General features: G+C 70.3%; 21 protein-coding genes. 7 read left to right on the top strand and 14 right to left on the bottom strand.

Annotation, left to right across the window (positions count from 1 at the left end; translation table 11 throughout):
* Positions 1-37 precede the first annotated feature (37 nt).
* The 6 genes from AB0M70_RS34975 to AB0M70_RS35000 all read right to left on the bottom strand — a co-directional run bounded on the left by AB0M70_RS34975 (position 38) and on the right by AB0M70_RS35000 (position 8,545).
* Entirely contained in the window at positions 38-2,239 is a 2,202-nt protein-coding gene (locus AB0M70_RS34975) for a discoidin domain-containing protein (protein ID WP_365826590.1), read from the bottom strand.
* Positions 2,240-2,318: 79 nt separating this feature from the next.
* Entirely contained in the window at positions 2,319-3,926 is a 1,608-nt protein-coding gene (locus AB0M70_RS34980; protein ID WP_365826592.1) for a glycoside hydrolase family 13 protein, read from the bottom strand.
* Between the two features lie 84 nt (positions 3,927-4,010).
* Positions 4,011-4,886, bottom strand: coding sequence for a carbohydrate ABC transporter permease (locus AB0M70_RS34985; protein ID WP_365826594.1), 876 nt, complete (start codon positions 4,884-4,886; stop codon positions 4,011-4,013).
* 18 nt (positions 4,887-4,904) lie between these two features.
* Positions 4,905-5,861 carry a sugar ABC transporter permease gene (locus tag AB0M70_RS34990; protein ID WP_365826596.1) on the bottom strand — a complete coding sequence of 319 codons (957 nt, stop codon included), beginning with the start codon at positions 5,859-5,861 and terminating at the stop codon, positions 4,905-4,907.
* Positions 5,861-7,303 carry an extracellular solute-binding protein gene (locus AB0M70_RS34995; protein WP_365826648.1) on the bottom strand — a complete coding sequence of 481 codons (1,443 nt, stop codon included), beginning with the start codon at positions 7,301-7,303 and terminating at the stop codon, positions 5,861-5,863. Before AB0M70_RS34995 ends, AB0M70_RS34990 begins: the two co-directional genes overlap by 1 nt.
* A gap of 231 nt (positions 7,304-7,534) precedes the next feature.
* Complete coding sequence (locus tag AB0M70_RS35000; protein ID WP_365826598.1) at positions 7,535-8,545, bottom strand: LacI family DNA-binding transcriptional regulator; 1,011 nt, start codon at positions 8,543-8,545, stop codon at positions 7,535-7,537.
* Positions 8,546-8,817: 272 nt separating this feature from the next.
* On the opposite strand from AB0M70_RS35000, the gene AB0M70_RS35005 reads away from it, so the two are divergent.
* Positions 8,818-9,165: a hypothetical protein gene (locus AB0M70_RS35005; protein ID WP_365826600.1), complete on the top strand. Its 348-nt coding sequence runs from the start codon at positions 8,818-8,820 to the stop codon at positions 9,163-9,165.
* A gap of 43 nt (positions 9,166-9,208) precedes the next feature.
* On the opposite strand, the gene AB0M70_RS35010 is transcribed toward AB0M70_RS35005, so the two are convergent.
* From AB0M70_RS35010 to AB0M70_RS35020, 3 genes are all read right to left on the bottom strand, one after another.
* Positions 9,209-10,030, bottom strand: a complete 822-nt coding sequence (locus tag AB0M70_RS35010; RefSeq protein ID WP_365826602.1) for an SAM-dependent methyltransferase — start codon at positions 10,028-10,030, stop codon at positions 9,209-9,211.
* Positions 10,031-10,155: 125 nt separating this feature from the next.
* Positions 10,156-11,058, bottom strand: coding sequence for a serine hydrolase (locus AB0M70_RS35015; RefSeq protein ID WP_365826650.1), 903 nt, complete (start codon positions 11,056-11,058; stop codon positions 10,156-10,158).
* 61 nt (positions 11,059-11,119) lie between these two features.
* Positions 11,120-12,022, bottom strand: a complete 903-nt coding sequence (locus AB0M70_RS35020; RefSeq protein WP_365826604.1) for a LysR family transcriptional regulator — start codon at positions 12,020-12,022, stop codon at positions 11,120-11,122.
* Positions 12,023-12,211: 189 nt separating this feature from the next.
* On the opposite strand from AB0M70_RS35020, the gene bla reads away from it, so the two are divergent.
* Together bla and AB0M70_RS35030 are read left to right on the top strand one after the other, a co-directional pair.
* The gene (gene bla / locus AB0M70_RS35025; protein WP_365826652.1) at positions 12,212-13,168 is read left to right on the top strand and encodes a class A beta-lactamase; all 957 of its coding nucleotides are present in this window, start codon (positions 12,212-12,214) and stop codon (positions 13,166-13,168) included.
* 205 nt (positions 13,169-13,373) lie between these two features.
* Positions 13,374-15,026: a penicillin-binding transpeptidase domain-containing protein gene (locus tag AB0M70_RS35030; RefSeq protein WP_365826606.1), complete on the top strand. Its 1,653-nt coding sequence runs from the start codon at positions 13,374-13,376 to the stop codon at positions 15,024-15,026.
* 262 nt (positions 15,027-15,288) lie between these two features.
* On the opposite strand, the gene AB0M70_RS35035 is transcribed toward AB0M70_RS35030, so the two are convergent.
* Positions 15,289-15,993, bottom strand: coding sequence for a ribonuclease H (locus tag AB0M70_RS35035; RefSeq protein ID WP_365826608.1), 705 nt, complete (start codon positions 15,991-15,993; stop codon positions 15,289-15,291).
* Between the two features lie 35 nt (positions 15,994-16,028).
* A complete protein-coding gene (locus AB0M70_RS35040) occupies positions 16,029-16,640 on the bottom strand; it encodes a TetR family transcriptional regulator (RefSeq protein ID WP_365826654.1) in 612 nt (203 codons plus the stop codon).
* Positions 16,641-16,746: 106 nt separating this feature from the next.
* Between AB0M70_RS35040 and AB0M70_RS35045 the strand changes: the two genes are divergently transcribed.
* Entirely contained in the window at positions 16,747-17,685 is a 939-nt protein-coding gene (locus tag AB0M70_RS35045; RefSeq protein ID WP_365826610.1) for an oxidoreductase, read from the top strand.
* A gap of 36 nt (positions 17,686-17,721) precedes the next feature.
* Here the strand turns inward: AB0M70_RS35045 and AB0M70_RS35050 are convergent, their stop codons facing one another.
* The 3 genes from AB0M70_RS35050 to AB0M70_RS35060 form a co-directional block, all read right to left on the bottom strand.
* Positions 17,722-18,681 (bottom strand): GNAT family N-acetyltransferase, encoded by a 960-nt coding sequence (locus AB0M70_RS35050; RefSeq protein WP_365826612.1) that lies wholly within the window; start codon positions 18,679-18,681, stop codon positions 17,722-17,724.
* A gap of 117 nt (positions 18,682-18,798) precedes the next feature.
* Positions 18,799-19,320 carry an N-acetyltransferase gene (locus AB0M70_RS35055; protein ID WP_365826614.1) on the bottom strand — a complete coding sequence of 174 codons (522 nt, stop codon included), beginning with the start codon at positions 19,318-19,320 and terminating at the stop codon, positions 18,799-18,801.
* 299 nt (positions 19,321-19,619) lie between these two features.
* Complete coding sequence (locus AB0M70_RS35060; RefSeq protein ID WP_363206917.1) at positions 19,620-19,919, bottom strand: DUF6506 family protein; 300 nt, start codon at positions 19,917-19,919, stop codon at positions 19,620-19,622.
* 196 nt (positions 19,920-20,115) lie between these two features.
* Between AB0M70_RS35060 and AB0M70_RS35065 the strand changes: the two genes are divergently transcribed.
* From AB0M70_RS35065 to AB0M70_RS35075, 3 genes are read left to right on the top strand one after another with little or no spacing between them, the layout of a single operon-like run.
* Positions 20,116-20,787, top strand: coding sequence for an enoyl-CoA hydratase-related protein (locus AB0M70_RS35065; protein WP_365826617.1), 672 nt, complete (start codon positions 20,116-20,118; stop codon positions 20,785-20,787).
* 29 nt (positions 20,788-20,816) lie between these two features.
* Positions 20,817-21,275: a hypothetical protein gene (locus AB0M70_RS35070; protein ID WP_365826619.1), complete on the top strand. Its 459-nt coding sequence runs from the start codon at positions 20,817-20,819 to the stop codon at positions 21,273-21,275.
* Positions 21,272-21,529 (top strand): hypothetical protein, encoded by a 258-nt coding sequence (locus AB0M70_RS35075; RefSeq protein WP_365826621.1) that lies wholly within the window; start codon positions 21,272-21,274, stop codon positions 21,527-21,529. The genes AB0M70_RS35070 and AB0M70_RS35075 overlap by 4 nt, the downstream gene beginning before the upstream one ends.
* The last annotated feature ends 83 nt before the right edge of the window (positions 21,530-21,612 follow it).

Raw genomic sequence — 21,612 nt, forward strand, 5'->3', positions numbered from 1 at the left:
ACAGCGGTGGGCGAGCGAGGCGAGCGGGAGCGGGGGATCAGGACAAGTAGGCCTCCACCTCGCTGAACTGCGCCGCGGGCCAGCCGGTGTTGGCCGTGACCCGCAGCCGCAGGTGACGGACGTCGGGCGCGGAGGCGGGCAGGGTGATGGTCACCTTGTTGCCGCTCGCGGGGTCGAAGCGGTAGCCCTTCGAGTCGGCCAGCGTGCTGAAGGCCGTGCCGTCGGTGCTGCCCTGGACGGAGAGGGTCTGGGTCCTCGCCCCCCAGACAGCGGGCGGCGGCAGCTTCAGGACGACCCTGCGCACCGGTTCCGCCTTGCCGAGGTCGACGGTGATCGACTGCGGGAAGGCGTTGTTGGTGGATTCCCAGTACGTCGCCGCGTCACCGTCGACCGCCTTGGCGGGCGTGTAGACGTCGACGGAGCCGGTCGCGGTGGCCGGTCGGCCCTTGGCGAGGTTGCGGTCCGGGTCGGGGTCCGGGTTGCCGCCGCCGGGCTTCGGCCACGTCGAGCAGTCCTCCCAGGTGCTGTTCCAGCCGGAGTTGCCGCCGCCGTCGGTGAGGGTGAAGGTGCCGGAGCCGGTGGGGTAGGGGCAGTTGTAGATGCCGGCCGCGCCGACCCCGGTGGCCTTGACGTTCGACATCTTCACCGCGCCGGGTGTCTCCGCCTGGACGACGACCGTGCCCACCTTGTCGATGGTCGAGCGGTCGACGCTGACGTTCTTCACGGCCTTGCCGGTGCCGCTGCCCGACACGAATTCGTATGCGCTCCAGGGGCTGTCGGTGATGGTCGTGTCGGTGATGTTCACCGTGGCCTCGATGGCACTGTCGTACGCGTCCACGCGCAACGCGCCCATCGGGTGCTGCCAGTTGGGGTTCATGGCCCCGGTGCGTACGAGGGTGTTGCCGGAGACGGTGATGGTGCCGGCCAGCGGGAAGAACGGGTCGAGGAACTTCTGGTTGGAGATGGCGATGCCGCTGCCCAGGGCGTTGGTGTCGAGGATCAGGTTGTCCTTGACGGTGATGTCACGGCCGCCGTAGATCGCGATGCCGTTGGCGAGGTTGGGCTGCGAGATGGTGTTGCCCTCGAAGGTCGATTCGCTGTTGGTGGCGTTCAGGGACCACATGGCCAGGGCGTCGTCGCCGGTGTTGCGCAGGAAGTTGTTGCGTACGTCGACGCCCTTGGCCGTGCCGTTGAGGTTGAGGCCGTCGGCGGTCATGTCGAGGATGCGGTTGTTCTCCACGACGAGGTTGTCGTTGTTGCCCGTCAGCCACAGACCGACCTTGAGGTGCTGGATCCACATGCCGGAGACGGTGGAGTTCGGGCCGAGTGATCCGTTGACGAAGTTGTCCGGGTTGTTGTCGACCCGTTCGGTGACCTCGCCGATCACCGCGAAGTCGCGCAGTCCCACCTTGCCGGTCGGCGCGCTCGACTGGTCGATGAAGCGTGAACCGCGCACGACCGAATGCCAGTTGCCCGCGCCGCGGATCGTGACGTTGTCGACGTTGTTGAGCGACTGGGTGAGCTTGTACTCGCCCGGCGGGATCCAGACCGTGCCGCCCTTGGCCGCCGCGATGGTCTCGCGGAAGGCCTGGGTGGAGTCGCCCTGGCCGGTGGGGTCGGCGCCCTTGTCGGTGACCGAGAGCGCGCCCGACGGTTTGGCCGCGGCAGCCGCGACCTGCTCGAAGTCGGCCACGTCGACGGTGACCTGGGTGGAGACGGCCTCCAGTTTCACCTTGTCGCCCGACTGGAGGTTCTGGCCGAGCTGCAGCCGGGCGTTGTCGAAGAGGTGGTGGGTCTTGGAGCCCGCGATCCAGGGAGTGTCGACATAGCTGTACTTCGACGTGACGGCGAGCGTCCTGGAGATCTTCTGGCCGTTGACGTACACGGCCATCGAGCCGGACTGGCCGTCGGGCACGTTGTAGGCGACGTTGAGCGCGTTCGCCGCCTTGGGGAGGGTGAACTCGACGCTCTGGCCCGCCGCGAGCCGTACCGCTTGCCGGCCCGAGGCCTCGGAGGCGACCGTGCCCTGGGTGTGGTCGGGCCCGATCTTGGTGCCGTTCGAGGCCGCGCTCTCCGCCTCTACAGAGGTGAAGGGCAGGGTGGCGCCCGCGGCTGCCTCTGCGGCTTGCGCGCCGGGGGCCGCGAGGCCGGTGACGAGGGTGCCGACGAGGCCCGCGGCGGCCACGGCGGCGTACCACTTGCGGACGGTTCTTGTAGTGCTCCTGTCAGGTCTGGTCATGGGGTGGTGCACCTTCCTTGTGAGTGGGGAGGTCAGTGCTCGGTCTGGGGAGAGGGGCCCGGGGAGGCGGGCCGGGTGTTCAGATGCGCAGCCAGGCCGCCGTGTCCTGCGGCAGTCGGCCCGACTCGTCCAGGGGGCCGCTGGCCAGCAGGAGGCGGGTGTGCTCGGGAAGTCGGCAGGGCGTGGGGGCGAGGTTGACGACGCAAGCCAGACCCGGTTCGCGTACGAAGGCCAGCACACCGTCATCCGCAGGCAGCCAGGTCAACGGGCCGTCGCCGAAGCCCGGTTCGATGCGGCGCAGACGCAGGGCGGCCCGGTAGAGCGTGAGCATGGAACCGGCGTTCGCCGCCTGGAGGTCGGCGGCGTACGAGGGCCAGCCCGCGGGCTGGGGCAGCCAGGGGCCGGTCATCGAACCGAAACCCGCGTGCGGTTCGGCGGCCGTCCAGGGCAGCGGCACCCGGCAGCCGTCGCGGCCCGGGTCGGTGCCGCCGGAACGGAAGTGCATGGGGTCCTGGATGTGCTCCCGGGGGATGTCGGCCTCGGGCAGGCCGAGTTCGTCGCCCTGGTAGATGTAGACGGCCCCGGGCAGGGCGAGGGCCAGCAGGGCCGCGGCGCGGGCACGGCGGGTGCCGAGCGCCAGGTCGGTGGGGGTGCCGAACACCTTCGTGGCGAAGTCGAAGCCGGTGTCCGCGCGGCCGTAGCGGGTGACCGTGCGGGTCACGTCGTGGTTGCACAGGACCCAGGTCGCGGGGGCGCCGACCGGGGCGTGCTCGGCGAGCGTGTCCTCGATGGATTTCCGCAGCTTCGCGGGGTCCCAGGGGCAGGACAGGAAGCTGAAGTTGAAGGCGGTGTGCATTTCGTCGGGGCGCAGATAGCGGGCGAAGCGTTCGGCGTCGGGGAGCCAGACCTCGCCGACGAAGACGCCGTCGTACTCGTCGGCGACGGCCCGCCAGGAGCGGTAGATGTCGTGCAGTTCGTCGCGGTCGATGAAGGGATGGGGATCGACGCCCTCGGTGAAGTCGGGCAGGGCGGGGTCCTTGGCGGGCAGCGCGGCGGAGTCGATGCGTACGCCCGCCACTCCCCTGTCGAACCAGAACCGCAGGACGTCCTCGTGCTCCTGGCGCACCGCCGGGTGGGCCCAGTTGAGGTCGGGCTGCTCGGGGGCGAAGAGATGGAGGTACCACTCGCCGTCCTCGACGCGGGTCCAGGTCGACGCGGTCGCCGAGAACTGCGAGGGCCAGTCGTTGGGCGGAAGTTCGCCGTCGGCGCCGCGGCCGGGACGGAAGTGGAAGAGCTCGCGTTCGGGCGCGCCGGGTCCTGCGGCCAGCGCCGCCTTGAACCAGACGTGCTGGTCGGAGACGTGGTTGGGGACGATGTCGACGATGGTGCGGATGCCGAGCGCGCGGGCCTCGGCGATCAGTTTCTCGGCTTCGGCGACGGTGCCGAAGGCCGGGTCGATGACGCGGTAGTCGGCGACGTCATAGCCGCCGTCGACCATGGGCGAGAGGTACCAGGGGCTGAACCACAGGGCGTCCACGCCGAGTTCGGCGAGGTAGGGCAGCTTGGCCCGGACGCCCGCGAGGTCGCCGGTGCCGTCGCCGTCACCGTCCGCGAAGCTGCGTACGTACACCTGGTAGATGGCGGCCGAGCGCCACCAGGAGGCATCGGTCGGGGAGGTGACTGCCACGTGAGGGTTCCTTTCGGGCAGGTGGGACCCCGCCGCCGTGGCTTGGAGCGGTGGCGGGGTGGGTGCGTGGGACGGGCGCGGGGGTCAGCCCTTGAGGCTGCCGGCGGTCAGGCCGCTCATGATGTTGCGCTGGAAGATCAGGAAGATGATCAGGGTCGGCAGCGAGGCGATGGCCAGGGCGGCCAGGAGCCAGTTCTCGGAGACGCTGGCGGCCAGGGAGTAGATGCCGACGTTGACGGTCTGCTTGCCGGGGTCGGGCAGGGTGAGCATCGGCCAGAGGAAGTCCTTCCAGACCGCGACCACCGCGAAGATGGACACGACGCCGAGGATCGGCCGGGACAGCGGCAGGACCACGGAACGCAGGGTGCGCAGGGTCGAGGCGCCGTCGATGGCGGCGGCGTCCAGGAGCTCGCGCGGGATGGAGTCGAAGAACCGCTTGAGCAGGAAGATGTTGAAGGCGTTGGTGACCGAGGGAAGCCAGATCGCCCAGGGCGAGTTGATGAGGTTGCGCTCCACGACGGGCACGTCCAGGACGGTCAGATACTGCGGTACGACCAGGACGGTGGCCGGGATCATCAGGGTGAGCAGCATCGCCCCGAGGATGGCCTTGCCGAACACGGGCCGCAGCTTGGAGAGCGAGTAGGCGGCGGCCACATCGAAGATCAGCTGGAAGGCGAGCGCGCCGAACGCGTAGTACAGGGTGTTGAACAGAAGCCTGGCCAGGTCCATCACACCCCAGGCGTCCGCGTAGTTCTGCGGGTGGACGGCGTCGGGGACCAGGGTGGGCGGTGTCTGGGCGAACTCCTGCGGGGACTTGAGGCCGCTGGTGACCATCCAGTACAGCGGGCCGATGAAGACCAGGGTGAAGAGGACCGTCACCACGGTGAAGGCCGTCCAGTACAGGAACTTGCCGCGGGGCCGGGCCAGTTGGGCCGGAGAGATCAGGGTGCGTGTGCTCATGTCCGTCGTCTCCCCCGGCTAGTCTTCGCTGCCGGCGCGGCTCAGTCGTGCGTACGCCGCCGAGAATCCGGCGAGCAGTACGAGCAGGACCAGGCCGAGTGCCGCCGCGCTGCCGTAGTTGTTGAAGGTGAACGCGTACTGGTAGATGAGGTGGACGACGGTCAGCGTCGCGCCCTCGGGGCCCGCGCCGCCGGTGAGCAGGAACGGCTCCACGAACACCTGCATGGTGGCGATGATCTGCATGAGCAGCATCAGCGAGAGGATCAGGCGGGTCTGCGGGATGGTGACGTGCCAGATGCGACGGAAGATGCCCGCGCCGTCCAGCTCGGCCGCCTCGTACAGCTCGCCGGGGATCGACTGCAGCGCGGCCAGGTAGATCAGGGTCGCGCCGCCCATGTTCATCCAGGTGGCGGCGATGACCACGGAGAGCATCGCGGTGTCGGTGTCCTGCAGCCATGCCTGTCCGGGCAGGCCGACGGCTTCCAGGATGCGGTTGAAGAGGCCGTATCCGGGGTCGTAGAAGTACTTGAAGAGCAGGACCGACGCGACCGGCGGCAACATCACCGGGAGGTAGACGAGCAGTCTCAGGTAGCCGCGTCCGTGCCGGAACTCATTGAGGATCAGGGCGATGGCGAAGGGCACGGCGAAGCCGAGGAGCAGCGCGAGACCGGTGAACACGAAGGTGTTGCGCCACGCCTGCCAGAACGCCGGGTCGTTGAAGATGTAGGTGAGGTTGGACCAGCCGGCCCAGACCGTCTCGCCGTTCTCGGTCTTCTGGAAGGCCAGGATGAACTCCCTGACCATCGGATACCAGGAGAAGATCGAGAAGCACAGGAGAGCGCCGATCAGGAAGGCGTGGGCGGTGAGGTTGCGCTTCAACGCCCGGCGGAACGCGCCGTGTTCGGGTCCGGAGGCCCGGCCGCCCGTCGGGAGGGACGGCCGGGCCTTGTTCTCGGAGAGGGTGGGAGCGGACATCACTGGTTGGCCAGGACCTGGTTGACCTGCTGTTCGGCGGTCTTGAGGAGCTTGTCCGCGTCGGCGTCCTTGTTGGTGAGGACGGCCGACATCAGCGTGTCGAGGACCTTGTAGACCTCTTGCGCCTTGGGCGGCTCGGCCTTGCCCGTGACGGGCTTGTCGGTGAACGCCTGGAAGTTCTCGACGGGCATCGTCGAACTCTCCTTGCGGGCCTTGTCGTCCTTGGCCCTGCTGTCACCGGTCCAGAAGTTCGGCTGCGGCAGGCCGACGGGCAGGCCGTCCGCCTTCGTGCGGGCCCAGTCGAACTGGCCCTTTCCGACGCTGAGGAACTTGAAGTTGATCCACGCGACGGCGGCCTTGATCTGGTCGGGCGAGCTGCCCTTCTTGATCATGTAGTCGTTGCCGCCGAAGAGCGTGGCCTTCTGGCCGGGTATCGGACCCATCCCGAAGTCGTCGTACTTCGCGCCGAGGTTCTGCACCATGTACGTGATGTCGTCGGGCGCGGCGAGGAACATGCCGAGTTTGTCGGCGGCCATCTGCTTCTGCAGGTCGCCCCACTTGAGCAGCTGGGTCTTGCCCATGCTGTTGTCTTCCCAGCGCATGGCCTTGAGGTTGTCGACGATTCGTTTGCCGGTGTCGTTGTTGAAGGCGGCCTTGGTGCCGTCCTTGGTCACGATGTCCCCGCCGAGGCCATAGGTGGTGGCGGTGAAGTGCCAGCCGCCGTTGTTGCCCGCGCTGTACTCGCCGAAGCCCGAGACACCGTCGCCCAGGGCGGCGATCTTCTTGGCGGCGGAGCGCACCTCGGCCCAGGTCTGCGGGGGCGAGTTGGGGTCGAGTCCGGCCTTCTCGAAGAGCTTGCGGTTGATCAGCAGGCCCATGGTGTAGTTGCTGAAGGGCAGGCCGTAGAGCTTGTCGTCCTTCTTCATGACGCCCAGAACGTTCGGGTCCATGTCCTTCAGCGCCGGTACGGATTTCTCGTTCACGTACGCGCTGATGTCCTGGGCGCCGTCGTTGTCCAGGACCTGCTGCAGATCGGTGAAGTAGGTGTAGAAGACGTCCGGTTGGGACTTCGCCTTCAGCATCGCCGTGAAGCGGGGAGGCTCCAGGCAGGGGTCGGTCTGCTTCCCCTGGATCGTGACGTTCGGGTACTTCTCGTTGAACGCCTTGACGTCCTCCTTCCACTGCTTGAGCTCGGCCTTCTCGGCGGCCGGCGGCATGCAGTCGATGGTGAGCGTCACCTTGGTCTTCGGGTCCAGCGGGGCCGCGGCGTTGGCCGCGTCGGCACCGGTGTCCCCGTCGGAGTCGCCGTCACTGCTGCTGCTGGTGCCACAGGCGGCCAGGGCGGTGAGGGCGAGCGCGGAGGCTACGGCGATCGTGCCCGTACGGCGGCGGGCGCCGGTCGTACGGAGGGTGGTGCGGCGGCGGATACGGCGAAGTGGCATCCGGGAGCTGCTCATCGGTGGACCCCTTTGGACAGCGCCGCCTGCCCGTGGAGGCAGGGACGGCATGGCAGGAGCTGGGAAGCCCACAGCTGCGCGGACTGTGTGGCGGCGCTTACTCAAGCACCGTCGACAGAACAGCGCAATATCTCGCGCGATGATTGAAATAAATTGACAGAGGAAAGACGGTGATCTCCCGGCGGCCGACCCGGCCCTCCTGCGGCCGGTCCGGGCCTACCCCTGCGGCGGCTGCCCCGTCGAGCCCCGCACCACTAGCTCCGGCTCGAAGAGCAACTCCTCGGTGGGCACCGCGCTTTCGGCGATCTGCAGCGTGAGCAGCTCGACCGCCGCGCGGCCCATGGCCTCGATCGGCTGACGCACCGTGGTCAGCGGGGGGGCGGTGCAGGTCATGAACGCGGAGTCGTCGTACCCCACCACCGAGACGTCTTGCGGGACGCCCAGGCCGCGGCGGCGGGCGGCGCGCACCGCACCGAGCGCGAGAGGGTCGCTCGCGCAGACGATGCCGGTGACCCCCTCGTCCAGCAGCCGCGCGGCGGCGGCCTGGCCGCCCTCGATCGAGAACATCCCCCGCGAGACATGCCGCTCGGGCAGCTCTTCGCCGACCTGCTCCGCGAGCGCGCGGGCGGCGGCGAGCTTGCGCTGCGAGGGCATGTGGTCGGCGGGACCGAGCACCAGGCCGATCCGCCGGTGGCCGAGCGTGGACAGATGCCGCCAGGCCTGCTCGATCGCGACCGCGTCGTCACAGGAGACCGCCGGGAAGCCGAGCCGCTCGATCGCCGCGTTCACGAGGACCACCGGGATCTTGCGCGCGGCGAGCCGCTTGTAGTGCTCGTGCGGGGCGTCCGCCTGCGCGTACAGCCCGCCGGCGAACACGACGCCGGACACCTGCTGCTGCAGCAGCAACTCGACGTAGTCCGCCTCGGAGACCCCGCCCTTGGTCTGCGTGCACAGCACGGGGGTCAGCCCCTGCTGGGCGAGCGCACCGCCGATCACCTCCGCGAACGCCGGGAAGATCGGGTTCTGCAGCTCGGGGAGCACCAGGCCCACGAGCCGGGCCCGCTCACCGCGCAGCTGCGTGGGACGCTCGTACCCCAGGACGTCCAGGGCCGAGAGCACGGACTGCCGGGTCGCGTCGGAGACCCCCGGCTTGTTGTTGAGCACCCGGCTGACCGTGGCCTCGCTGACCCCGACCTTCCGCGCCACCTGAGCAAGTCGTCGCGTCATGCGCGCAAGAATACTGCAATTCTTGCGTTCTGTTTGCGTGCTTGCTGAATCCGTTTGAGGGCCGCGCGTGACGTGCGTCGAACGCCGACGAGACCGTTCGGGTGAGGGCGGATCGTTTCGGCGGCCCATCTTTGCCGATTCAGGTATCACTGCTGGTCAGCACGGGAATGCCGGGATGCGTTCCCGTGCCGGTCGATGTTCCGTTCCGGCATGTACAGCACGTCCGGCACGTCCGGCAGTTCAACCGACACGTACAGCAAAGGAAACGATCCATGCGCCTACGTCACTCACTGGCCGCCGCGGCCGGTGCCGCCGCCCTTCTCCTGACCGTGCCCGCCGCCGCCCACGCCGCCGAGGGCGACTTCACCTACACGTACGTCGACAGCACCGGCGAAGAGGGGCAGGCCACGCTCCACGACCCGAGCAGCGGCGAGTGTGTCACGTTCGACGAGGCGGCCCGGGAGTACGACCAGCCGCCGGCCCACTCCCCCAGGAACCGCACCGCTTCGTACGCGATCGCCTTCACGAACGCCGACTGCACCGGCGAACAGTTCACCATGCGCCCCCACACGGGCGGCGCGAGCGAACGGCTGCAGATGCGGTCGGTGCTGTTCTCCTGACCTGACCTGGCCTTGCCTGCCCTGACCGGTCCGCACGCCACCCTCAGGGCACGCGGGCGACCCCTACGTAGAAACCGCTCAACTCGGCCTCCGGTGCCGGCGATCCCCTGTACCAGTGCGTCGCCGTCACCAGGCCGGGCTCGACCAGTTCCAGTCCCTCGAAGAAGCGCTCGACCTCCGCGCGGCGCCGCATCCGCAGCGGCACCTGACCCTTCTTGTAGGTGTCGGTGACGGAGTCCGCCAGCTCGGGGTGCTCGTCGGTGGTGCCGTGGGACAGCACCAGATAACTCCCGGACGGCAGAGCGTCCACCAGGGTGCGCGTGAGGCCGTAGGGGTCCTCTTCATCGGTGATGAAGTGCATCAGGGCGATGAGCGAGAGCGCGATGGGCTGCTCGAAGTCCAGGAGCTCACGCGCGCGGTCGAGGATCGCCTCGGGCCTGCGCACATCCGCCTGGACATAGTCCGTGGCGCCCTCCGGGCTGCTGACCAGCAAGGCCTCGGCGTGCCGCAGCACGATGGGGTCGTTGTCGGCGTACACGACCCGGGAGCTGGGCGCGATCGTCTGGACGATCTGGTGCAGGTTCGGCGCGGTGGGAATACCGGTGCCTATGTCGAGAAACTGCCTGACACCGTTGTCAGCGAGCCAGGCCGCGGCCCGCTGCATGAACGCCCTGTTCCGCGCCGCGTTCGCGCGTGCCTCGGGCGGCAGCTTCTGACCCATCTCCTGATCGACCAGGTAGTTGTCCTTGCCGCCCAGAAGCCAGTCGTAGACACGCGCGGGGTGCGGCTTGCTGGTGTCGATGGGGACGCCGGCGTCGATGGAGACGGCGGGGTCGGTGGGGACGTTGGTGTCGTCTGCAGTCATCCGTGACTCCCCTACGGGTCTGACCGGTCGGCAAAGATCTTCCGACCCTACAGGTCACGAGGACAACTGTTGTGCCTGGTGAGGGAGTTACCCGCGGCGGGTGAGGGCATCACTCACGGTGGCGGTCAGAGCTGCCGGAGATGGTCGCGCAGGCTGCGCGCGACCTGTGCCATGAGGGCGTCGGCGCCGGGCTGCGCGCCGGCCGGCACGAGGGACTCGGTCAGGGCCGCGACCGCGAAGGTCTGGCCGTCGGAGTGCTCGACGACGCCGATCTCGTGACGCAGGTTGAGGAGACTGCCGGTCTTGGAGGACCAAGTACTCGCGTCGGAGCTGAAGTCCGGGGTGAGCCGGTGCCTCAGTACGTTGTGGGCCATGAGGTCGCGCAGCCGCTGGGCCACATCGGGGTGAACCTTCGACGGCGTCCACAGGGCCTGCAGCAGATCGACGAAGGTGCGGGCGCTGCCCGTGTTGGCCCGGGTGGTGTCGAGTTGGGGCACCCGGTGGCCGCGGCCGCTGGTGCCCGCGTCGATGGCGAGGGCGTGGGCGAGGTGGACCTGGTCGGCGTCGAAGCGTTCCACCGGGGTGTCGGACAACTCGTCCACGCGGTGTCGCACGGCGATGCCGCGGATGTCGAACTCGTGCAGCATGGCGGCGACTTGGGCAGGCGGGGTCAGCTCGAACAGCGCGTCGGCTGCCATCCCGTCGCTGAGGCAGGTGCTCAGGTAGAGCAGATCGTCGATCGCGACGCGGGCGGGGTGACGGAATCGGCTCAACCCGGTGGGGCCGGGCGTGGTGACCCGCCCCGGTTGCACCTCGATCATCGTCGCCCCGTCGAGCTCGCCCCGCCGGATCCGCTCGAGCGTCGCGAGCGCGAGCGGGACCTTGACCAGGGAGGCCGACGGCAGGTGGGTGTCCGCGTCGATCCCGAGCTCGTCCCCCGTGTGCAGATCCCGCACGAGCAGACAGCCGCGCAGGCCGCCGTCGCGCAACTGCACGCGCAGTTCACGCAGCAAAGCCTCGGTGCTCACACCCCCGCGCAGGTAACCACTCATGCCTCCCCCACCTCCATGCCGAGATTGTCGCCCCCGGTCATCGCGCCGCTCCCGCCAGGGCCCCGGCCTGGGCGCTCGCGCCCAGGCAGCGGGCGATGGCGTCGCCCAGGCGCGCTTCGATGTGCTGCGGGTTGCCGTCCGCCGCGGCGGCCAGGGCGAAACCCCGGCCGAGCGCGACCTCGCCGATGGGCCGCCAGGTGAGGGCGAGTTCCTCGGCCTGCGCGAGAGAGCACAGCAACAGATCGTCCGAGTACAGGACTTCGGCCGCGGCGCTCGTCAGGTCGGGCGCCGCGACGAGCTGCGCGGGCCGCAGGCCGAGCGCGTCGCGCAGGCGCGTCAGGGGGTCACGGATGTGCGGCACGTCGTCCTCCGGCTGGATCCAGACTCGCCGGACCGGGCCCGGAGAGGCACGGCCGACCCGCAACGTCTCCAGGTAGACACGCCGCACGCCGGGATCCCGGGCAGCGGCGAGCCCCAGCGGCACGGACCACGTCGCCTCGTCCGCGGGCACCGCGAGCAGCGCGGCGCGCACCTGCTGGGCGTGCAGGAGCTCCCTGCGCTGGGTCGGCGCGGCCACCCGCAGGTCGAGCGTGACGCCGTGACCGCGCGCCTCGGCGACGAGTCGGGCGAGACCGACCGTGGAGCAGATGCCGGGGACCGCGAGCCGCCAGGGCTTGCGCTTGACGACCTCGGCCTCGTCGACGAGCACGTCCGCCGCCTGCACCAGCTGGCGGGCCGTGGGCAGCATGTCCCGCCCGAAGGGGGTGAGGACGGCGCGCCGTGACGTGCGCTCGAACAACGGCTCGCCGAAGCGTTCCTCCAGCGCGGCGACGCGACGGCTGGCCACCGACTGGGACATCCGCGCCGCGGCCGCTCCGTCGGTGAAACTGCCGTACTCGCTGACGCTGACGAACGCGCGACACGCTCCCACCAGATCCACGCCCCGGATCCTATGCCAGATCAGCATGGAACCGCGCATGAGCGTATTGGACCGCATACGCAGCCGACGGCGAGGGTGGCTGCGGCACGCACGACCACGTACCGGGACGGAGCCGTGCCGCCCGTCCCCTACGCGCCCCTGCCCTCGGGGCGCCCGGAGGTTTGGCCCATGCAGCACACCCGAGCCCGTCTGCGGCGCACCCGCGCCCGTCGCTCCGTTCTCGGAGCACTCGCCACGCTCTGCGTCGTCCCGCTCGTGGCCTGCGCGGACGGTGAATCCCCGGCGTCGTCGTCACCCTCGTCGGCACCGTCCACGGCGACCCCGAGGTCCGCCGGAACCACGCAACCCGCAGGCGCCTCGAAGTCGGCCACCCGCGCTTTCAAGGCCCTCGAGCGCACCTACGACGCCCGCCTCGGCGTCTACGCCGTCGACACCGGCACCGGACGCGAGGTGGCCCACAACGCCAGGGAGCGTTTCGCCTTCAACTCCACGTTCAAGGCACTGGAGGCCGGGGCCGTGCTGCGCAAGTACGCGCTCAGCGGCCTCGACCGGAAGGTCACGTACTCCAAGGACGATCTGGTCGCCAACTCGCCCGTGTCCGAGAAGCACGTCGACACCGGGATGACGCTGGGCGAACTGTGCGACGCCGCCGTCCGCTACAGCGACAACACCGCGGCCAACCTGCTGTTCGACCGGCTCGGCGGCCCCAAGGGCCTGGAGGCCGTACTGGAGAAGATGGGCGACGACGTGACGCGGATGGACCGTGTCGAGCCCGACCTGAGCACCTGGGTCCCCGGCGAGAAGCGGGACACCTCCACGCCGCGGGCGCTGGCCAAGGACCTGCGGGCGTTCGTGCTCGGGGACGTGCTGCGCAAGGGCGAACGCGCGCAGCTCACGAAGTGGCTGAAGACCAACACCACCGGCGACCACACGATCAGGGCCGGTGTGCCCGAGAACTGGGTCGTGGGTGACAAGACCGGGACCGGCAGCTATTACGGCGCCCGCAACGACATCGCCGTGGTGTGGCCCCCCGACGGCGCCCCCATCGTCATGGCCATCCTGTCGAACCGCGGCACGAAGGACGCCGAGCCCTCCGACAAGCTGATCGCGGAAGCGGCCTCGGTGGCCGTCGACGCACTGCGGTAGCGGGACGTACGCCTCGGGGTCGTCAGCGGAGACACGCCTCGCAGTCGCAGGCGAGGTACGGCGTCGGCGCGTGCCCCGGCGCCGAACACCGGACCGGCCGGACGGCGGCAGTCCGCGCGAACCGCCGCCCCGGCCTTGTCCCCCTCCCCGCCCTCTTCCGAACGCACTGCCGCCCGCAGCGGAAAGCCCTGACAAGGAGCCCTCGATGACGGATATCGCACCCCTCGCCGACCACGGCCGCAGACCCTCCGGCCCCCGCCGCGGTCCCGCCGGGAAGACCACCCGCGTGGTGGTCGTGGCGGGCCTGACGCTCGCGCTGGCCGCGGGCATCGGGTACGCCGCGGAGCTCGGCCCCTTCGACCCGGGGCCCGCGATACCCGACCCGGAGGCGACCAGGCAGGCGCATGCGTTCCTCGCCGACTGGGAGGCGGGCCGCATGGCGCGGGCGGCGGCGTTGACCTCGCGCCCCGAGCAGGCGGAGCGCGTCCTGAACAGTTTCACCGCCGGGCTCGACATCAGTGAGCCGGACCTGACCCCGGGTGCGGCCACGGCCGGTGAGGACGGCACCGTGACCGTGGCCTTCACCGCGAAGATGCCCGTCACCGGCCTCGGCACCTGGCGCTACGACTCCGCCCTGCCCCTGCGCAAGCAGGACGACGGCACCTGGAAGGTGGAGTGGGCGCTGTCCCTCGTGCACCCGAAGCTGAGCAGCACGGCGAAGTTCCGTCTGGAGCGGGAGGACACCGCCGGGCCCGAGATCAACGACCGGGACGGAAACGCCCTGTCGGCCACGACACACCCCTCCCTCGGCCCGCTCCTCCCCCAGATCGCCGGGGGTGCCGGCAGGGGTCCGCGCGGCGCGGTGCGGCTCGTCGACCGGGCCTCCGGCGAGGTCAAGGGCACGGAGGCCTCCTTCGGCGAGAAGTCCGACCGTCCCGCCGACCGGCCCGTGTCCACCACTCTCGACGCCACGTGGCAGGCCGCCGCGGAGAAGGCCCTCGCCGACGGGGCCGACGGCAAGGACGCCGCGCTCGTCGCCCTGCGGATCGACGACGGTGAGATCCTGGCCGTCGCCAACTCTCCCTCGTCCGGGTTCAATCGCGCCGTCTCGGGCACCTACGCGCCGGGCTCCACCTGGAAGATCGTCACCACCAGTGCCCTGCTCCTCAAGGACGCGGTCGCACCCGACGACGTGGTGGACTGCCCCAAGTACCTCACCGTCGGCAAGCGGTTCCAGAACGTGGAGACCTCCGAACACCGGGGTGCCACCTTCCGCAAGGACTTCACCACCTCGTGCAACACCGCCTTCATCAGCCTGCGCGACAAGGTCGGTGACGAGGAGCTGGGCGCTGTCGCCGGAAAGTACTTCGGGGTCGGGCAGAAGTGGGGCGTCGGCATCCCCTCGTACGACGGGTCGGTCCCGGCCCCACGGGATCAGACCGAGAAGGCCGCCTCGATGATCGGTCAGGGCAGGGTGCAGGCCAACCCGCTGATCATGGCGTCCGTCACCGCGACGGCTGTGTCCGGCACCTTCCACCAGCCCACCCTGACGGACGGCGCCAAGGACACCACGAGGACCACCCCGCTGCCGCGCGAAGTCGTCACGCAGCTGCGCGAGTTGATGCGCACCACGGTCACCGACGGCACGGCCTCCGTGCTTGCCGACCTGCCCGGCGATGTGGGGGCGAAGACGGGCACGGCCGAGGTCTCCGACGACGCCCCCAACAACGGGTGGTTCGTCGCGTACCGCGGCAATGTCGCCGTGGCCTGCGTCGTCGAGAAGGGCGTCACGGGCGGCGCGTCGGCCGGGCCCGTCGTGCGCGACCTCCTCGGCGCCGTGCCCGACGATCCGTCCTGACGATCCGTCCTGACGAGCGACGCGTCCGGCTGCCGGGACGGTGCCACGATGGCCCGCGTCCACCGTCGCGGCCGCGCCGGCGGCAGCGGTTGGCGACTGGCGGCGTGATGACGGCGACGGTCCTCGCGCCTCGCGGGGGCCGGCGACGGGCTCGCCGACCTGGGCGGCCACACGGCCGTCGTCGGCCGACGGTTCGGGCCGGGCGTTTCGGCCGCCCGGCCGGCCGTCCGCGCCCACGGCACGCAACCGCCCGCTGAGGGCCTCAGGACTCCCGGCACTCCACGTGGCCCCAGCCGTGCGCGTTCTTCGCGATCTTCTCACCGGCGGCGTAGGGCTTCTGGCAGTGGCAGCGGCCGGGGAACTTGGCCTTGATGACGCCGCCCGCGCCGCCCTTGCCCGCCTTCGCGCCGGAGCTCTTGCCCGCGCCGGTGCTCTTGCGCGGCCGGGTGGCGGGCGAGGCCGTCATGCGCTCGGCCCGCGGTTCCGGGATCGTGACCGCTCCGTGGACGGTTCCCGCGGGCTGCTGCGTCGTGGCGGCGTCGCTGGCCGCGACGTCGGCGATCGCGTTGAGGTGGTCGCCGTCCGCCTGATGGGCCGCGACGTGCCGGAAGGTGACCGCGCGGCCCTGCAGGAGTGCGTCGATGCGCACGACGAGGTCCTTGTTGGCGACCGGCTTCTTCGCGGCGGTCAGCCAGCCGTTGCGCTTCCAGGACGCGATCCACTTGGTGACGGCGTTCATCGCGTACTGGCTGTCCATGCGGACCTCCAGCGGCACGGCCGGGTCCGTGGACTCCAACAGCTCGGCCAGCGCGGTCAGTTCGGCCACGTTGTTGGTCGTGTCGCCGAGCGGCCCCGCCTCCCACCGCTGCGGGCGCTCGTCGGCGTCGGCGACCACCCAGGCCCAGGCGGCGGGCCCGGGATTCTTCTTCGCGGCTCCGTCACAGGCGGCGATGATCAAGTCAGACATCCCTCGATGATGCCAGCTTCCAGGAGACGCGAACGTCACCGCCCCTCCGGCCCCGGGCCCTGAACCTCGGGGGCGTCCAGCGCCGGGGCGATGATCGCGAAGGCCCGGTCGGTCAGTTCGGCCGGGTCCTCGACGCCGTCGCTGTCGCTCCAGCGCCGCAGCACGGCGTCGAAGGCGGACAGCGCCATGCTCGCGGCCAGCCGCGGGTACAGGTCCGCGCCCGCGTCGCGCCCCACACGGCGCGCCACCTCTCCCGTCAGGTCGTCGCCCCACTGCGCCTGGTGCTCCAGGAAGCGTGCGCGCAGCGCCGGCGTACGCAGGATCAGCCGCACCACGGGCAGGACCCGCTCGGAGTGATCACCGCAGGCGGCCAGCGGAACCCACACCGCGTACCGCAGCGCCACCGAAGGCGGTTCGTCGGCGGGGCGAGCAGCGAGCTCCGCGTGAATGCCGACACCCATGTCGGCCAGGAACTGGACGACCACGTCCTCCTTGGACGCGAAGTACCGGAAGAACGTCCGCCGGGAGACCCCCGCGGTGGTCACGATCTCGTCGATGGTGACCGCGTCGAACCCCTTTCGCGCGAGGAGTTGCAGCGCCGCTTCGGTCAACTCGTTCGAGACGAGCTGTCGTTTGCGCTCGGCCATGGTCACTTCGGGGCGGGAACTCACCGGTCCATGGTACACGCCATGCCTTCTATGACACTCAGAATCACTCTTGACACTGAGTGCCACGAGCGACAACATGTGCCGCATGACGCAGCAACAGCGCTGGACAGCCGACCAGATCCCCGACCAGAGCAAGCGGGTCTTCGTCGTCACCGGGGCCAACAGCGGCCTCGGCCTGGCGACCACCCGGGCCCTCGCCCGGCGGGGCGGGCACGTGATCCTCGCGGTGCGCGACGAGGAGAAGGGCCGCCGGGCAGTCGCGGAGATCACCGCCGCACACCCGGCTGCGAGCCTGGAGATACGCCGCCTCGACCTGGCCGATCTCGACTCGGTCCGCGGCTTCGCCGACGGACTGCGCGCCGACCATCCACGCCTCGACGTGCTCATCAACAACGCGGGGGTGATGGCGCCGCCACGTACGCTCAGCAAGCAGGGCCACGAGCTGCAGTTCGCCTGCAACCACCTCGGCCACTTCGCGCTCACCGGCCTGCTCCTCGGCCAGCTGACCGCCGGGAGTGACCCCCGCGTGGTGACGGTGAGTTCGATCAACCACCGCCAGGCGCGCCTCCGCTTCGACGACCTGCACGGCGAGCGCGGCTACAAGCCCATGGGCAACTACAACCAGTCGAAGCTCGCCAACGCCGTCTTCGGCAAGGAACTCCACCGCCGCCTCGCCGCGTCCCGCAGCCCGGTGCGCAGCGTGCTCGCCCACCCCGGCTACACCGCCACCAACCTCCAGATGGGTACGCCGACCGGTCTGTGGCGGGTGGTGCTCGGGCGCATCGGCAACCCTCTGTTCGCCCAGCGTCCGGCCGACGGCGCGCTGCCCCAGCTGTACGCGGCGACCGAACCGGGCGTGGAGAGCGGCCAGTTCATCGGCCCCGGCGGCCTGGCCGAGCTGCGCGGCGCGCCGACCCGGGTGCAGCTGGCCCCCGTGGCGGCGGACGAGGAGACCGGGCGGCGCCTGTGGGAGGTCTCGGAGCAACTCACCGACGTACGGTTCACGTTCCCGGCCGCCGTGTAGACGTCCAGGGGCAGCCTCTGGGCGACCCGGGGGGGCTCAGCGCTGGCTGGGGCGGATCAACTCCCAGGCCTGGAGGGCGAAGTCGCGGGTCATGCCGTGGCGCTCGTACAGGGCCAGCGCGCCGCTGCTGTTGTCGGTGTCCACGCCGAGGCCGATCCGCTCACGCCCCAGCGCCGCGTAATGGCCGAAGGCATGCCGCAGGAGGTAGCTGCCCAGGCCGTGGCCGCGGGCCTGGCGCAGCACGCCGATGTGGCCGATCCAGGCCATCGCCGTGCGGTCGTTGCGCGTGCGCAGCACCGCCGCGTCACCCAGGCCCTCGACGTGGGCGATCCAGACAAGGGCCCAGTCGGCGCGCTCGGCGTCGATGTCGTCGAGCCACTGCTCGTATGTGCGCGGGTGGAAGTCGAAGTGGTCGGTGAAGCTTTCCTGCACCAGTGCGTGGGCGCGCCTGCGGTCCGCATCGGCCAGGCACGGACGCAGGGTCACACCGGGCGGCGGCTCGGGCACCTGGACCGTGTCCTTGGACAGGGGGCGGACCATCGAGTTGTAGCGCCGGACCGGCGTCCAGCCTCGTCCGCGCAGCGCGCGCAGGTCCACCGTGGGGGCGATGTTGAGGTGCAGGCGCACCACCGCCCGGTCGGCTCCGTTGGCTGCGGCCCGCTCGGCGGCGCGCGCCTCCATCAGCTCGAGCAGATGCTGGGAGGCCTGGGGCCGGCCGGGCAGCGTGAAGTACTCCGTGTCGATGTGTTCGCCGCCCGACTCATCCCACAGCAGGCCGTACGCGACCAGCCTGCCGTCGTCGAACAGCAGCCAGGAGTCGTGCTCCAGGTCGACTTCCGGGTGCTTCAAGTCGGCCTCGACCTCGGAGAGTTCGGCGTCGGCACGGCCGATCTCCAGCAGGTCGATCTCATGGAGCAGCGCGCACACCGCCGCCGCGTCATCGAACGTCGCGGGGCGGACGGTCACGCCGGGAGGGAGGGTGGCGGAAGTGGTCATGGAGCCACTCTCCGATGCCCGGGAGCGGGACCGCAACGGACTTTCGGAGCTGCCGGAACCGTGCCGCGGCCGTGCCGGGACCGCGCGGGGCCCGGCGCGGCCGGTTCCGGTCAGGTGCTAGATGCCGAACGGCGCGGCGTAGCGGACCATGCCGCCGGGCAGCGGGTGACCGGCGTCGAGGGCGAGGGCCATCATGGCCTCGTCCGGGACGTCGATGCTGATGCCGATGCCGTGCGTCGAGGCCCGGGTGAAGCCGAAGCGCGGGTAGTACGCCGGGTGCCCGAGGACGGTGACGAAGCGCTCGCGCCGGTCCGTGGCCACGTCGAGCGCGGCTCGGATCGCGGCGGAACCGGCACCGGTCTTCTGGTACTCGGGGAGTACGGCGACGGGGGCCAGGCACAGCGCCGGGGTGTCCCCGATGTGACAGCGGGTCAGGAGCGCGTGGCCGACCAGCTTGCCGTCCTGGTCGGTGGTCACGACGGACAGTCCGTCGATCCACGCGGGGTCGGCACGCAGCGCGTCCACGAGGTCGGCTTCCGCCGGGGTGTCGAACGCGGCGACGATGACGGCGCGAACGGCGGGGATGTCGGCGCTGGTCTCGGCGCGCGTGATCCAGGTGTTGCTCACGTTGTTGCGCATGATGGAAGAAGATCCATTTCATGGTGGGTTCGTGTGGGCGGGCGCCCCTCGAGCTCACGCTCCCGGCGGGGCGAATCCGGCTGAGATCAGGCCACGGCCCGGGACGTGAGAGCGGTTCGGGCGGCGCGCACGGCGGTGGCCTCGAGCGCGGTCATCAACCCCAACTCCCTGCATCCTCGATCCGGAACACACGAACGCCGACGATTTTATCATCCGGGCGCCTACGGACAGGTGGCGCGCGGGACGCGAGGCGGGGGGCGGAGGAGCGGCCAAGACCGCCCCACCCCCGGCTCACGTACTCAGGAGAAGATCGCGTGGACCTGGTCGACCGCTTCGGGCCCGTAGCCGACGACACCCACCGGCACCGCGCCGTCGATCGCCTCGATGATGCGGCCGGCCCACACGGGCCCGAATCCACCGCAGAGTTCGATCAACTGAACCCCTTCGTCGACCAGGCGACGCGCCGCCGCGATGCCCTCCTCCGGCTTGGCCACGCCCACCAACACCGTGCGGCACTGCCCCGTGTCGACGACGTTCACGTCGCCCTTCGCATCGCTGCCTGCCGCGGTGTAGATGAAGCCCCAGCTGGTGAGCGCCATGAGCGCTGCCCCCTCACTTCCGGCCGCCCGGAATCGGTCATCGGCGTCGAGGCCGCGCGAACGGTGCGACCCCTTGAATGTTCTATGCCATGCCCCATAAGTTACCGATCAGTATCGGCGGTCGCCCGGTTCGCGGCCCCCTCTTCGCCGCCTCACAAGCGGTGCTTGTCGGCCCCATCAACCCCAAAAAGCGATCATGCCCACACTCAACCGCCAGGACGACGTCTTCATCCTCGACCTCGGAGACGGCGAGAACCGCTTCCACCCCGACTGGCTCGCCTCCGTCAATGCGGCGCTCGACGAGGTGGAGAAGGCGGACGGGCCCCGCGCCCTGGTGACCGCCGCGACGGGCAAGTTCTTCTCCAACGGCCTCGACCTGGACTGGCTCCTCGCCCACGCCGACCAGCGCCAGGACTACGTCACCAGCGTCCAGGACCTGCTGGCGCGGGTGCTGTCCCTGCCGGTCGTCACCGTGGCCGCGCTGCAGGGGCACACCTTCGCGGCCGGGGCGATGCTCTCCCTGGCCCACGACTTCCGCGTGATGCGCGCCGACCGTGGCTTCTGGTGCCTGCCGGAGGCCGACATCAACATCCCCTTCACCCCGGGCATGTCCGCGCTCATCCAGGCCAGGCTGACCCCGCAGACCGCGCACGAGGCCATGACGACCGCCCGACGCTACGGCGGCCACGACGCCCTGGCCGCCGCGCTGGTCGACCGGGCGGTGGAGGAGGACGCCGTACGCCGGACCGCCGTGGAGATGGCTCACGCCCTGGTCGGCAAGGCCGGCCCCACGCTCGGCACCATCAAGACCCGTATGTACGCGCCCGCCCTGACCGCCCTGCGCGACACGGACAACCCTCTCGGCTGACCCGAAAGCCGCTGCGCGAAGATGCGTGCATGAATCTCGACGGCTCCCTTGTCGGCCACTGGAGCAGCCTCCCGTTCTCCTACGGCGTCATGGAAGCCTCTGAACTCGGCCTGCTCGGCGACGGCCGGGGCTGGAGCACGTGGTTCACCTTCGACGCGCTGTGTGTCACTCGCCTTGTCTGGAGATGCCCGGAGCCGGGAGTCGTCGAGCTGCGCGCGCAGTGGATGGTGGAGGGAACACTCGCCGACGGCCCCGGGCCCCCGGCGTTCTCCCTGGTGGAGTCGATCACGCAGGTGGACGACGTCACCCGCCACCCTTTCGTCATCGGACCGGCCACACCTCTGCCGGGAGCGGATGCCGTGACGGCGCTCAACTTCGACGAGCCGGTCGAATTCTGCTCCCGGTACGCCAGGATGCCCGGACTGATCCGGCCCGAGGACGACCCCTCTCACCACGTACTCGACACGGCCCGGAAGGCACAGCCGTGAACACCGACGCCGCCACCGGCCTGCTCCACCTGATCGCCGCCGAGCCGACCCTGCTCGCCGCCGCGCCGCCCGGCTCCCCCGACGAGATCCTGCTGCACCGCGCCCGCGACGAACACCACCCCTGCCTGGCCTGCGGCCGCCCCGCGAACTGCGCCGTCATCGTCCACTCCCCCGTGGACGACCGTGTACTCGACCTGTGCTCGCCCTGCTGGGACCTGGTCCGGCAGGCCAATGAGGCGGGCAGCCAGGCGTAGAGAGGGAGGGACGGGGGACTCGGGAACGAGGCAGACTGCGTGCCGCTCGGGACCGAGGCAGATTGCGTGCCGGCATGCACACG

Origin of the sequence: Streptomyces sp. NPDC051214, from assembly GCF_040682375.1 — a bacterium.
GTDB lineage: Bacteria > Actinomycetota > Actinomycetes > Streptomycetales > Streptomycetaceae > Streptomyces.